The organism is Cupriavidus sp. WKF15 (assembly GCF_029278605.1).
Taxonomy (GTDB): Bacteria; Pseudomonadota; Gammaproteobacteria; order Burkholderiales; family Burkholderiaceae; genus Cupriavidus.
Map to the genome: position 1 here is coordinate 3,266,478 of NZ_CP119572.1, position 12,370 is coordinate 3,278,847.

The following is a 12,370-nucleotide window of genomic DNA, read 5'->3' on the forward strand; positions in this document are numbered from 1 at the left end:
CTCAATTCAGATCGTCATCCCTGTAGTACTTGGTGCCTTTGGCGGTAAGCTCCAGCGCCAAGCCTTTGTCAGTAATCTGATAAAGCCAGACGCCGGGGCCGACAGCCAACGCGCCTTGATAAGAGCTGCCCTTGTCGCCCGCCTTGGCCGCCGCAGTTGTTTGCCCGCCAAACGTCCATCCCGAAGCAATAAAGTCGTTTAGTGACTTCTCATCGTCGAATACCCAGACCAGTTGAAATTTCTTGACCCCAATTCCAATGCCGGCCTGGACTTCCACCATCTTCATATAGGTCATCGCTTTGGTCTTGTTGTTGACCGCAATGCCCTCACCGGTGCCGCTACCTGCAAGAAGGATCTTCATACCGAAATTGCTGAACGCGGCATATCCGGCTGCCGATTCCACTGCTTTGCGAGCCGATGGTTGCGCCTTGTAGAGCGCATTCAAGGCCTTCTGTGCAGCTTTGCGCACCTCCCCCTGCTTTTCGGTCTTGCTTTCACCCCACGCAATGCATGGAGCAGCGATCAAATTAGTAAGCGCCAAGATGGCAATGCGACGATTCATGATGCCCCCTCTTCTTTGGGGCGCGAAGCACCTTTGCTATCGCAGCCCATAGCCCTCCGAGCATTCGCGGCTCCGATTTTCTGAAGCCAAGCTGACCGGTTATTCGTTCCTTGCGAAACGTGACACCGTATCCCAGACTAGACAATGCGAGTGGAGCTCGCAACCTGGCCGCGCCGGCTGTTAATGCATTTCTTTCCAGATCCCTGGCAACCGGTTTGACCTAGAGGCTGCTGCGCCCAGTCCTGGAGGCAATCATGGAACGGAAGATTCTGCTGCTTTGTTCGCTGGTCCTGGCATTCGCGGCGCCGGTTGCCCACGCGCAGGCCCAGGCTGCACCCGCGGCTACGAACAAGTCCACGGCGAACCCAATCGACCCGGCATCAATCCAGGCGCTCAAAGACATGGGCGCCTATTTGCAGACCCTGAAGCGCTTCCGTGTTCAGAACGAATTAACTGCGGAGCGCGTACTGGCGGATGGTCAAAAGCTGCAGCATTCGGCGACCGCTGACATCGAAGTGGCGCGCCCGAACAAATTGCGCGTCGTGATGGTGACCCCGCAGTCCGAGCGCGAGCTCTTTTACGACGGCAAGATGGTCACGCTCTTCCGTCCTGTTGAGAAATATTATTCGTCCGCCGAGTTCACAGACACGCTTGGTGGGCTGGCGACGCGGCTTCAGGAGAAATTCGGCGTGGAGCTTCCCCTGGCCGATCTTTTTCTCTGGGGGACCCCAGCGGCCCCGCTCGACAAGATCGAGTCTGCAATGAATGCCGGGCAGGCCTTTGTCGGCAATGATCTTTGCGATCACTATGCGTTCCGCGAAGGGACCATTGACTGGCAAATCTGGATCACTGCAGGAAGCAAGCCACTACCGCGCAAGATCGTCATTGCCAATCGCTCTGACGAGGCTCGCCCACAGTCGGTTTCTGTGATCAAGTGGAACCTGAACCAAAGTTTTCCTGATTCGGTGTTCACATTCACTCCGCCAGCAGGATCCGCGAAGATTGAGATGGTCCCCGTGAAGGCGAAATAGAGGAGACCGAAAATGAACAGCAACTCCAGCAGATTACTTCAAGTGGCTCTTGTCGCGCTGACTCTATCCAGCTTCACCATGACGTCAGTTGCCCAGGGAAGCGGCCGCGCGGGCGGCGGCGGTGGCGGTCGCGCTCAGGCCGCAGGCGCCGGTGGCGGCGCGCGTGCCCAGGCGGCGGGCGGTGGTGGCGCCCGGCAGACGGCCCAGGTCAACAACACCAAGGCCGACGCACGCACCAACAACGTTCGCAACACCAGTGTCAACAACGTTAACGTACAGCGAAACACGAACGTGAATGTCCAGGGGCACGGCGGCTGGGATAACGACTACCATCCAGTCGCTACAGCGGCGGCGGTCGGCGCCACCGTTGCCGTAACCTCCGCCATCGTCGGCTCGATGGTGAGAACCGTTCCGACAGGCTGCGTGCCGGTCAACTACGGCGGCGCCGTCTACCAGCAATGCGGCAGCACTTGGTATCAGCCTCAGGGATCCCAGTACATGGTGGTCAATCCTCCATACTAATCGCGAGGCCAACCGCTGTGGACATTAAAGACTGAGGAGCGGGTCAAGCAGGCAGGAAAGCGCCTTTTTCCCGCAAGGGCGAATCTGACATTCACAGACCATTCCCATGCCGATCGAGTTTGCCCGCGCCGCTCTTGCCGTGAAGGTCGTGGCTGCCGTGGGCACGGTGGTGGTCATGACCGCTTGCTCCACGCCTGCCACCTCGGACACCACAGTCGATTTCCGGAGCCGCGCCCTGACACGCTCCGAAGGCAGCGTGACCGTGAGAGTGGCAGTGCTGTCAGCAAGCGAAAGCGCGTCCCTATACGGCCAGCAGCTTGCGAAGAAGGCGCTACAGCCAGTCTGGGTCGAGGTCACGAATGGGGAGGATCGGCCCTATTTCCTGCTGTACCCAGGGCTTGATCCGAATTTCTTCCCGAGTTCCGAAGCTGCCGAGGCATTCTCAGGAGGCGAGTCGCGTGATGAGCGAGTCAAGACCAGTGAACGCTTTGGGCAGCTCGCCTTCCGGAACCCCGTGCCGCCCGGTCAGACGGTGTCAGGCATGGTACTGACCAACCTGGAGGAAGGGGTCAAGCTGATTCAACTTGACCTGGCAGCCGACGGTCGCACGCGAGTTTTCTCGATCTTCACGGTAGTGCCAGGCTTTCGCGGCGACTATCACGCCAGCGCCGTGTTCTGGCGCGAGGTCTATCCCCCCGAGGCGATTCAAAGCTTCGCGGACGACGAAGCGTTTCGGTCCGCGCTCGAGGCGTTGCCCTGCTGCGCAACGAACAGCGACGGCTCGAGGAACGGTGATCCCCTGAACCTGATCATCGTGGGAGGGCTTGACGATGCCTTTCCCGCCCTCGTCCGCCGCGGCTGGCGACCGACGGAGACAAAATGGTCAGGGGCAATCATCAGGGTTGTGTCGTCGGCGCTCTCGGGCGAGCGTTACCTCAATGCCCCGGTGAGCGACCTCTACCTGTTCGGGCGCCCACAGGATTTGGCGCTGCAGAAGGCCCGCGACTCGATTCACCAGCGCAATCACCTGCGGCTCTGGCTGAGCCCCATGCGCTATCACGAACGGCCCGTATGGGTGGGGCAGATCAGCCGTGACATCGGCAGCCGCCTGACGATCCACTCGCCCACGCTGACTACGCACAAGATTGATCCGGATGTCGACGAGGCACGTACGGCTCTGGCGGAAGACATGGCCTATTCCCAAAGCCTGACCATGGTTGGCTATGCGCCGGGCGTGGGCCCCGCGGCACCGGAGAGTCCGCGCGGAAACCTGACCACGGATCCGTACTATACGGACGGCGATCGCCTCGTACTCGTGTTCGACCAGCGCCCCGTCTCTCTCGCCGCCATCCGCTTCTTCCGGTGGCGTGAGATGGACACCCGGCGCGGCGCGGCGTCGGGATTCGGCCGATGAGCCCGTCACCAGCTTACCGTCGCTGGCTGCTTGCTCTGGCTCATGTCGCTTTTTTCCTTCCCGGATGTGCCACGTGGCAGCCCCCTGCCGCAGGGGGGAATGAACCGATTCGCGCCCGCGCCGCAAGCGTCACAAAGCAGGGGGTCACGCTGAGTGCGGCCGTACTTAGCACGGCGGAGAGTAAGCGGCTGTTCGGTGCGAACGTCAACGCTAGCGGCGTGCAGCCAGTCTGGATCGAGGTGCGTAACGAGACGTCACAGTCGCTGGGGCTGCTTCGCACGGGCACCGATCCCGACTACTTCTCGCCGCTGGAGGTCGCATGGTCGCTGCACGGGCAGTTTTCCAGCGCGACGAACGCCCGTATCGACGACTGGTTCAACCAGCAGGGATTCAAAAACCCGATTCCGCCGGGCGAGACGCGATCGGGCGTCGTGTTCACGAATCCGGCCCGCGGCACGAAGCTGCTCAACGTCGACCTGCTAGGCGATCAGGCCCTGGTCGTCTTCACCCTCTTCCTCATGGTGCCTGACGACACCGGGGACCCAAGCTTTTCCCGATCCCTGTTCGAGTATCCAGCCTCCGCCATCACGGATCACCAGGATCTGGCATCGCTGCGGACCGCCCTGGAACGCCTGCCATGCTGCGCAATGGATGCGGCCGGCCGGATTAGCGGCGATCCCCTGAACGGAGTCGCCATCGGCGGTATCGAGGATTTCGGGGCAGCCGTGGTGCGACGCAATTACCGGCGCAATCAGCAAGCGATGGACGACGCGCAGTATGTCTTCGGTCGCATCCCGGACGCCGTGCTGCGCAAACAGGCCCAAGCCGGGGCACCTGCCAACTGGGCGCGGGCGTGGCGCGCCCCGTTCACCTATCAAGGTCGTCCCGTCTATGTGTTGCAGATTGGCCGGCCGGAGGGCGGCCGCTTCGCAGCGAGGGGCGTTCCTCCCATCCTCCACGAAGACGTCGATGAGGCAAGGAACCTCGTGGTCCAGGACTGTATATATTCAGAGGGCCTGGAGAAGCTTGGCTTTATCAGCGGTGTCGGCGCAGCCGGCCGGGGCGGCGAGCGGACCACGTTCGGTGGCGCACGCTACTTTACAGACGGACTGCGCGCGGTGCTGTTCTTTGCTGCCCGGCCTTTGAGCCTGTCAGACCTGCAAATACTGGACTGGGTACCTTTCGCCAGGGTGCCGGGGACCGCTGCGACCGAGGAGGACGGACATGCGCGCAAGTAAGGCGGATGGGCCGGGCGACCCGTCGTTCGCCAGATGCCGCATCGTGTCTTGCGCGCCACTACGGTGCGCATGGACTCTGATCTGCGCGTGCCTTGTGCTGGCGGGTTGCGCTTCGCAACCGCTCATCCCGTACTCGTCCGAGACGCCACCCCTCATACTCGTGCCGGCTGCGTACGCGGGGGTATGGGATGCACGTGGCCGCTTCCGCGAGATCTTCTGTGCGGTGCTGCAGGCACGCCGGTCCGACCTTCCTGACTACCGGCCATGCGACGACGCGCTGACACGCGTGGGCGTGGAGCCCGCAGCCACAGGTAGGCCGGTCAACCTTGGCCCGTCGCGACGGCATCTTGTCGCCATGGTGGTGCCGGGTATCGGGTACGAATGCTTCGAGCCATGGCTGAATCCGCCCGGGACAGTCACCATGCACGTGCGGCAGTACGGCTACGACGCTACATTGCTTCGCGTCGATGCCCTGTCAGGGTCTGAACACAATGCCCGCCAGATCCGCGATGCCGTCATGTCGGCGCCGGTGAGTCCGGACAGCCCGTACATCGTACTGGTCGGCTACTCGAAGGGCGCGCCCGACATCCTCGAGGCTATCGTCAACTACCCGGAGATCCGCGGTCGCGTGGCGGCGGTGGTCAGTGCAGCCGGCGCCGTCGGCGGATCGCCGCTCGCCAACGACGCCGAACAGTACCAGGCCAACTTGCTGCAGTATTTCCCCGGAGCAAAATGCGAGGCCGGCGATGGTGGCGGCGTGCAGAGCCTGAGGCCGGCGGTTCGCAAGGCATGGCTGGCGGAGCATCCGTTACCGGCCGGTCCCCGCTACTACTCGGTGGTGACCTTTCCCCGGCCGGAGCAGATCTCCTCGATCCTCACATCGAGCTACAACAAGCTGGCTCGTGTCGATGCGCGCAACGACAGCCAGGTCATCTTCTATGACCAGGTTATACCGGGCGGCATCCTCATGGGTTATATCAATGCCGATCACTGGGCAATGGCTGTTCCGATTGCCCGGTCACGCCCGACTATTGGCGCGATGTTCGTGACCCAAAACGCCTATCCACGCGAAGGCATGACGGAAGCCATTCTGCGTTTTATCGAGGAGGACCTGGAGACACCGTCGCGCTGAAAGAGTTCAGAATCGGCCGTAGGCGCCTCTCTCGAATGCCGGCAACCCGGGCAAATGCGTCTGGACCTAACAAAGACCAATGCGAGTTCGCGACTGTAATCGTGGCTCGTACGGCCACTTTGACCGCCGACGCGAACTACGTCATCGCGCCCCTTCCTGTTCAACCTGACGGGGGCGTTGCTGCTCGCCACACTCGTGCGCCTCCTCAGGCGAAGCTGTGGGCATCGCGAGATCACTGTCCACAGCAATGAGACTCGCTCACATAGCCTTCTACTCGGTGTCACGATCATACTTTTCCTGCTTGGGCCAGATCGATCCGTCCCTTTGGGAATGGCTCGGCGCCGGTTCCAATCCGCCGCTCGGGTACGAGCAGAGCCATCGCTTTGATCAAGCGAGCACATCGCCGCTTGATGTTGACGGGGCGGACCCTGCACAGGCCGCACCGGGGACGAGTCTCTAGTGAACAGCAGGAGGGCAACGATGGCAAAGAAGGTAAGCCGGGAGGGAGCGGAGTCCTTATCGACAAGGACGAGACTGGGAAACAAGGAATACGAGAAGGGACTCTTTCGCTTGCACGTGGAGTTGGTCAAGCTGCAGCGCTGGGTTCAACTCACCGGCGCGAAGGTCTGTATCATCTTCGAAGGCCGGGACGGCGCTGGCAAGGGCGGGACCATCAAGGCCATTACCGAACGGGTGAGTCCGCGTGTATTCCGGGTGGTGGCCCTGCCGGCGCCCACGGAGCGGGAGCGGACCCAGATGTATGTGCAGCGCTATTTTCCCCACATGCCCGCCGGCGGAGAGAACGGCCTCGAATTACTATGGCAAGACAGGGAATGGGCAACTGCAAATCAAGGAGTAACTCCACAATCTGTCAGAGCCGCCCGCTGGGATTTGCCGGATTTGCGGCATTTCCCGCAGTGCCGCCTGCACCACCCGCGCCACCCAGTCCAGGTCGGCGGTTCGCAGATCCCGCAGCAACTCCGGAGACTGAACCGCTGTGGGGCGGATATCAAACACGCAAAGGCTCGATTCGGGGTGCCTTGATCGCGCTGTCCCAATCGAGGCGAAGCCAAATTCACTCTATGGTGCATTCCATGAATGGGACATGACGGCACAAAAGCCAAGGAATGGTCGTCCCCAAACTTACTTACTGCGGTTTGGCGAAGACGATCATGATGCACAGAATCGACTGTACTGGCGGTGTACCGTGCAGTACCTGCGACTGAGGAACATCTTGTCGTGCCGCAGCGGACACGGAATAGTAGAATCGTTTCGCCCCATGGATGATTCCATCACAATATGATAAATGCGGGTATTAGGCTCAATGCAGTCAATGCAGAGCCAATGGGACCGGAGCTCTCCCAAACCGAATACGTTCAACAGGCCCTGGAGCAATTCAGGGCGTTCAGCCCGATCCCGGGAGTTGTTGGGCCATATCTTGCTGACTCGCTTGTCTGGAAACACATCCGGTACTACTACGTTTATGCTCGCGACACCGGCGGGGCCCGACGGCTCCTCGAGGTGTTTGTGGTAAATCAGCAGCGGCAACTCGAACCGGTACTCGCATTCCAGTACCCGACACCATTTCGAACGCTGTTCCCCAATGACTACGCCCTGCTCCACAGCGATGACCCGTGGGGCGATACCGCACCGGCGAATCCACAAGACAAGTACCCGCAAAGCACTGCGACGCAGTAAAGAGGGGAACCGCGCCTATGCGTAACCGGATAGCAGTTGCCTCCGCCAGAAGTGTAGGAAAATGGGATTAGATGGATTGACGTGCAGCGCAGGGGATCCGGTGCGGCACGTAGGACCGCTGTAGCGAATGACCGGCCATTCGGCAAGGAACTTCCGAAGGTCGCAGATGGTCCGCGACGGTCGCACCTTCGCGGCGAGAATCCGACCGAGGCCGTTTAGGGTTGTTCGATGCCTGCCGTCACCCGCAGGAATGTGAGTGTGCCACCGCGCCTTGCTGGCAGGCGGCGAACAAGCCTCGATGGAGGAAACCGCGGAGTGCTCCGAGGCGGTCGGAGTGTTGGCGGCTATGGCGATTGATAGGCCGGGATGCCCAACGGTGCTGGAGCCTGCGCGGTCAAACAAGATGTTAGATAAGGCCTGGTGCGGTGACGATGTGGTCGAGTCGCGCAATCTTGAGGATGAAGCGGACGTGCGAGGGGCTTGGCGAAGCGGCAAGCGCAAGCGTCCGCTCGTAGGCCGCATTGCCGCAAAGCCGACGGTCGAGTTGCACGTCCAGGAAGCGTGGCGCTCATGTCTGGCCTCGCCGCTCGGGTGGTGCGCGAATGGGCGCAGTGCGTTCCAGGATCTCGATGACGATCATCGGCGCACCGCAGTGCCGGCAGACGAAGACCGGAGGGATCGCAAGCCCGGGATCGTCGGGCTGGGTGTCGACCTCAGGCACGACACCCAGCAGTTCACGGGCCTTCGCGAGACTGGCGCGGCGTACCGGGTTGGCGAGCAAGCCGTAGTGACGGATGCGATGGAAGCCGGCGGGCAGCACATGGAGCAGGAAGCGGCGCATGAACTCGCCGGTTTCGAGCGTCATGATCTTGTGGCGGGTGCGTCCCTTTGCCCGGTAGTCCTTCCAGCGGAAGGTGACACCGCGTTCATCGAAGGCGACCAGGCGCTGGTTGGAGATCGCCACGCGGTGCGTGTAGCGTGAGAGGTATTCGAGGACGGCGTCCGGTCCGGCAAAGGGACGTTTAGCGTAGACGACCCACTCGCAAGTGCGCAGCGGCGCGAGCCACCGTGCAAAGGTGGCCGCATTGGCAAGCTCCGTGTATTCGCCGAAGAACTGCAACTGGCCACGCTGGTGAGCGGATTCGAGCGCTTCGAGGAAGCGGCGCCGGAACAGACGCGACAGGACGCGCACGGGCAGGAAGAAGCCGCGCCGACATGCGATCCACCGCTCACCATCGGGCGAGAGGCCCCCGCCCGGGATGATGCCGTGCACGTGCGGATGATGCGTCAGCGCCGAGCCCCAGGTGTGCAGCACGAGCGTGGCGCCAATCTGGGCACCGAGGTGCCTGCGATCCGCGGCGATGGTACGCAGTGTTTCGGCGGCGATGTCGAACAGCAGCCCGTAGATCACCGTCTTGTTGTACCAGGCGATCGCACCGACCGGTGCAGGCAGTGTGAACACGACGTGGTAGTACTCGACAGGCAGCAGGTCGGCCTGGCGCGCTTCGAGCCAACGGTGGGCGGCACTGGCCTGGCACTTCGTGCAATGGCGGTTGCGGCAGGAGTTGAAGGCGACCTCGATGCGCTCGCAACCTGAACAGCGCAGCACATGCCCGCCCAGCGCCGCCGTGCGGCACTGTTCGATGGCCGACATGACCTTCAACTGCCCCAGGCTCAGGTGTGTCGTGGCTCGCCACGCTGGCCCGTGGCTGCGGAAGATGTCCGCAACCTCCAGCATGAGGTGCTGCAGCGCGCGGGCTTACTCGGGAGGCAGGCGGTCCAGAGGGCTGGTGACCTCGTGCAGCAGGTCGGTGGCCACCTGGACGTAGAGCGCGGTGTTCTCGAGCTTGGCATGGCCGAGCAGCACCTGGATCACGCGGATGTCCACCTTCTGTTCGAGCAGGTGCGTGGCAAAGCTGTGCCGCAGGGTGTGCATGGACACGCGCTTGTCGATGTGCGCAGCTTCGGCGGCGGCGTGGATGGCGCGGTTCAGTTGCCGAGTGCTGAGCGCGTCGACGGGATCGAGCCCGGGAAACAGCCACCCACCATCCAGCATCTTGCCTTGGGCCCGGGCCACGTGCCACCAGGTACGCAGGCGCTCGAGCAGCACTGGGGAAAGCATGGCGTAGCGATCGCGGCGGCCCTTGCCCTGTTCGATGCGCAGCGTCATGCGCTGGCTGTCGACGTCGGTCACCTTCAGGGCCACCACTTCGCTGGCGCGCAGGCCGGCGCCGTAGGCGACCGACAGCGCGGTCTGGTGCTTGAGGTTGCCGGCCGCCTCGATTAGCCGCCGCACTTCATCGGGGCTGAGCACGACGGGCAATGTGCGGGGCACGCGCACCGGGTGCATCCTGACCATCAGCTCAGGCCGGTCGAGCGTGACTTCGAAGAAGAACTTCAGGCCGGTGATCGCGTGGTTCAGTGACACAGGCGATGTGCCGTGATCGACGAGATGCAGTTGGTAGCGCCGCAGGTCCTCGACGGTGGCGGTGTCAGGTGAGCGCCCGAGAAACCGGGCAAATTCGTGCACGATGTGCAGATAGGTGTCCTGCGTCTTCGGCGAAAGCTGACGCATGCGCATGTCGTCGATCATGCGCTGACGCAGTGGACTGGCGTTTGCCGGTAAGGAGGTCATGATTCGGCTCCTGTGGAGAACGAGGCGGATTGCCTCATTCGCCAACATAGAACCGTGTGACCGGCCTCTCCCTGACCGCAACCGTATGACCGCAGCCCCTACCGCGCGAGCGGTTTAGTCCAACGGCCATCAAGCGACATCCCCGCAGAAGACCGCGCGGACGCTCAAACGTCAGGTATGGCCAAACAGCGGACGCTTGACGCGCGCCGCAACTGACGTGGGATCGTCGGCCACTCACAAACCATTGCCACCCTTTGAGGGATGGCTTGCGCATGGGAATTTGTTCTCAGCGACATTCATTCGTGCCATCATCGGCTGCGGGCAATGGATGCTTTCTTTTGTCGGAGGAGGCTTCTTCAGTCTGGCTCTCTACGAGCATGCGAAGGCGGCGTTGTGCGACAACTGACCGCCGTTTCTACCCAGCACGGAGGAAGTGAAAATGGTCGAATCAAGAAATGGACTTTGGAGGCGGACGGGCGCAATGCTGGCCGCGGCCGGACTCCTGGCGCTATCGGGGGCTGCCCTGGCCACCAACCAGTCGCAACAGCGCCAACAAGGCAGGGACGCAAACCAGGCTGCCAAACAGGAAGCGCGCGCGGGCAAGGTCGACTGCCGGGCTGCAAACCAGAAGAGCAACTCCCAGTGCCGGCAAGACAAGCGCGACACGAAGCAGGAGGGCCGCCAGGAAAAACGGGACATCAAGTACTAGCGCGGCCGATGCTGGCCGACGAAACGATGCTACGTATTCGTGCGGCCGCTTTCTGGCGCGGCCCTGTTCATGCGCAACCGGCCACCTACGGCCACTCGACTGCGCTCTCAGGCCAACATTCGAATGTCGGCTTCTTTCTGAAAGTGCTGCTTGAAAGCGGCCATTGCGACTGCCCCGGTCTGAACGGCAGCAGTGGGTCAGGGAGGATCGCAGGTTCCCAGCGTGCATCCGACGGGGACCGGCCAGGACCGGTCGCTCGTCGAGTCCGTCAATTTTGGGCTCTGGCCCTCGCACCATTACTTCACTTCTCGTCGGGGCTCTTGTATGGCTGACGTTTCCCAAGCACTTGCGCGACCAACGGCACTGTGGTGATGACCCCTACAGCGAGCAGCGTCCAGCCGATGGCGCGGCGTTGTTCCGGATTCATTCGGTCGCTGAGCAACAGTGCGAGGCCCGCAGCGCCTGCCGCCCGTGTTCCGGCAATCAATCCAATTTCTGGAATGGTCAGTGATACCTGCTTCATCTGTGCCTCCTGGCGGGTTGGACAGATTCGAAGTAGTTTGCGGCGCGTGCGGCAGGCGGTCTGTGCGCAAGCCGACACTGCTGACGGTTAAAAGTCAACGAGACATGCTGGCGGCTGCACACCTCGGCGGTCGCCTTCGCTCGGAAGCAGAGGGGACCGCTTTCTTAAACTTCAGGGACAGCTTTCGGAAGCCACGGACGACCGAAATAGGGTCGGTCAGCGACCACCCAATGAAGTGCAGACTTGGGCTCCCTTCGCAAGAAAGGAGATCATCATGGAATCACTGCACCCCCCTCTCGGAAATCGTATCCCCTGGAACAAGGGCAAGCTCACTGGACAGAAGCCGCCGTTGAAGCTCAGTGAAATCTGGGCAATACGTACTCGGCTGCAGATGTCCTCGAACGTCCACGAGCTCGCGATGTTTAATCTTGCCATTGATAGCAAGCTGCGGGCGTGCGACTTCACTTGCCTGCATGTGCAAGACGTGTGTCATGGCAACCAGGTCGCTACCCGGGCTACTGTGCTGCAGCAGAAGACTCAGCGACCGGTACAGTTCGAGATCACGGGCCCAACTCGTGAATGTGTAGAGACCTGGATCAAAGCTCGTCGATTGAGCCCAACCGACTTCCTGTTTCCAAGCCGGCTGCATTCATCCCCACATCTATCAACCAGGCAGTATTCTCGAATTGTGCATCGCTGGGTTGCCTCCATCGGGCTAGACGATACTGCGTACGGCACGCATTCAATGCGACGCACCAAGGTTTCGCTACTCTACCGGCGCACAAAGAATCTGCGTGCCGTACAGTTGCTCCTGGGACACACCAGACTTGAAAGCACGGTTCGATATCTGGGCATTGAAGTAGACGACGCGCTCGAAATGGCAGAGCAAACTGAAATTTGACAACC

At 61.7% G+C, this 12,370-nt stretch carries 12 protein-coding genes and 1 pseudogene; 9 read left to right on the forward strand and 4 right to left on the reverse strand.

Annotated elements, in window-relative coordinates; genetic code table 11:
- Position 1 precedes the first annotated feature (1 nt).
- Positions 2-562, reverse strand: a complete 561-nt coding sequence (locus CupriaWKF_RS15115) for a YSC84-related protein (protein ID WP_276098649.1) — start codon at positions 560-562, stop codon at positions 2-4.
- Positions 563-816: 254 nt separating this feature from the next.
- Here CupriaWKF_RS15115 and CupriaWKF_RS15120 point away from each other — a divergent pair, with 254 nt between their 5' ends.
- The 7 genes and pseudogenes from CupriaWKF_RS15120 to CupriaWKF_RS15150 all read left to right on the forward strand — a co-directional run bounded on the left by CupriaWKF_RS15120 (position 817) and on the right by CupriaWKF_RS15150 (position 7,597).
- Positions 817-1,593 (forward strand): DUF2092 domain-containing protein, encoded by a 777-nt coding sequence (locus tag CupriaWKF_RS15120; protein ID WP_276098650.1) that lies wholly within the window; start codon positions 817-819, stop codon positions 1,591-1,593.
- 12 nt (positions 1,594-1,605) lie between these two features.
- The gene (locus CupriaWKF_RS15125) at positions 1,606-2,115 is read left to right on the forward strand and encodes a hypothetical protein (protein ID WP_276098651.1); all 510 of its coding nucleotides are present in this window, start codon (positions 1,606-1,608) and stop codon (positions 2,113-2,115) included.
- 106 nt (positions 2,116-2,221) lie between these two features.
- The gene (locus tag CupriaWKF_RS15130; protein WP_276098652.1) at positions 2,222-3,529 is read left to right on the forward strand and encodes an LssY C-terminal domain-containing protein; all 1,308 of its coding nucleotides are present in this window, start codon (positions 2,222-2,224) and stop codon (positions 3,527-3,529) included.
- 218 nt (positions 3,530-3,747) lie between these two features.
- The gene (locus CupriaWKF_RS15135; RefSeq protein ID WP_276098653.1) at positions 3,748-4,767 is read left to right on the forward strand and encodes an LssY C-terminal domain-containing protein; all 1,020 of its coding nucleotides are present in this window, start codon (positions 3,748-3,750) and stop codon (positions 4,765-4,767) included.
- A 223-nt stretch (positions 4,768-4,990) separates the two neighbouring features.
- On the forward strand, positions 4,991-5,899 hold the full coding sequence (locus CupriaWKF_RS15140) for a hypothetical protein (protein WP_276098654.1): 909 nt from the start codon (positions 4,991-4,993) through the stop codon (positions 5,897-5,899).
- Between the two features lie 480 nt (positions 5,900-6,379).
- A pseudogene (locus CupriaWKF_RS15145) lies at positions 6,380-6,700 on the forward strand (polyphosphate kinase 2); the annotation flags it as partial.
- A 543-nt stretch (positions 6,701-7,243) separates the two neighbouring features.
- Positions 7,244-7,597: a hypothetical protein gene (locus CupriaWKF_RS15150; RefSeq protein WP_276098655.1), complete on the forward strand. Its 354-nt coding sequence runs from the start codon at positions 7,244-7,246 to the stop codon at positions 7,595-7,597.
- A gap of 568 nt (positions 7,598-8,165) precedes the next feature.
- On the opposite strand, the gene CupriaWKF_RS15155 is transcribed toward CupriaWKF_RS15150, so the two are convergent.
- Positions 8,166-9,335, reverse strand: a complete 1,170-nt coding sequence (locus CupriaWKF_RS15155) for an IS91 family transposase (protein WP_276098656.1) — start codon at positions 9,333-9,335, stop codon at positions 8,166-8,168.
- A 21-nt stretch (positions 9,336-9,356) separates the two neighbouring features.
- Positions 9,357-10,232: a site-specific integrase gene (locus tag CupriaWKF_RS15160; protein WP_276098657.1), complete on the reverse strand. Its 876-nt coding sequence runs from the start codon at positions 10,230-10,232 to the stop codon at positions 9,357-9,359.
- A 439-nt stretch (positions 10,233-10,671) separates the two neighbouring features.
- Between CupriaWKF_RS15160 and CupriaWKF_RS15165 the strand changes: the two genes are divergently transcribed.
- Positions 10,672-10,941, forward strand: a complete 270-nt coding sequence (locus CupriaWKF_RS15165) for a hypothetical protein (RefSeq protein ID WP_013953073.1) — start codon at positions 10,672-10,674, stop codon at positions 10,939-10,941.
- 301 nt (positions 10,942-11,242) lie between these two features.
- Here CupriaWKF_RS15165 and CupriaWKF_RS15170 read toward each other — a convergent pair whose 3' ends face one another.
- On the reverse strand, positions 11,243-11,464 hold the full coding sequence (locus tag CupriaWKF_RS15170) for a hypothetical protein (RefSeq protein WP_211949383.1): 222 nt from the start codon (positions 11,462-11,464) through the stop codon (positions 11,243-11,245).
- A 274-nt stretch (positions 11,465-11,738) separates the two neighbouring features.
- Between CupriaWKF_RS15170 and CupriaWKF_RS15175 the strand changes: the two genes are divergently transcribed.
- Positions 11,739-12,365: a tyrosine-type recombinase/integrase gene (locus CupriaWKF_RS15175; RefSeq protein ID WP_276098658.1), complete on the forward strand. Its 627-nt coding sequence runs from the start codon at positions 11,739-11,741 to the stop codon at positions 12,363-12,365.
- The last annotated feature ends 5 nt before the right edge of the window (positions 12,366-12,370 follow it).

Coding starts and splice junctions, on each gene's coding strand:
- CupriaWKF_RS15130 (WP_276098652.1), top strand. CDS start 2,222: ATGCCGATCGAGTTTGCCCGCGCCGCTCTTGCCGTGAAGGTCGTGGCT.
- CupriaWKF_RS15125 (WP_276098651.1), top strand. CDS start 1,606: ATGAACAGCAACTCCAGCAGATTACTTCAAGTGGCTCTTGTCGCGCTG.
- CupriaWKF_RS15120 (WP_276098650.1), top strand. CDS start 817: ATGGAACGGAAGATTCTGCTGCTTTGTTCGCTGGTCCTGGCATTCGCG.
- CupriaWKF_RS15160 (WP_276098657.1), bottom strand. CDS start 10,232: ATGACCTCCTTACCGGCAAACGCCAGTCCACTGCGTCAGCGCATGATC.
- CupriaWKF_RS15175 (WP_276098658.1), top strand. CDS start 11,739: ATGGAATCACTGCACCCCCCTCTCGGAAATCGTATCCCCTGGAACAAG.
- CupriaWKF_RS15170 (WP_211949383.1), bottom strand. CDS start 11,464: ATGAAGCAGGTATCACTGACCATTCCAGAAATTGGATTGATTGCCGGA.
- CupriaWKF_RS15115 (WP_276098649.1), bottom strand. CDS start 562: ATGAATCGTCGCATTGCCATCTTGGCGCTTACTAATTTGATCGCTGCT.
- CupriaWKF_RS15150 (WP_276098655.1), top strand. CDS start 7,244: ATGGGACCGGAGCTCTCCCAAACCGAATACGTTCAACAGGCCCTGGAG.
- CupriaWKF_RS15155 (WP_276098656.1), bottom strand. CDS start 9,335: ATGCTGGAGGTTGCGGACATCTTCCGCAGCCACGGGCCAGCGTGGCGA.
- CupriaWKF_RS15165 (WP_013953073.1), top strand. CDS start 10,672: ATGGTCGAATCAAGAAATGGACTTTGGAGGCGGACGGGCGCAATGCTG.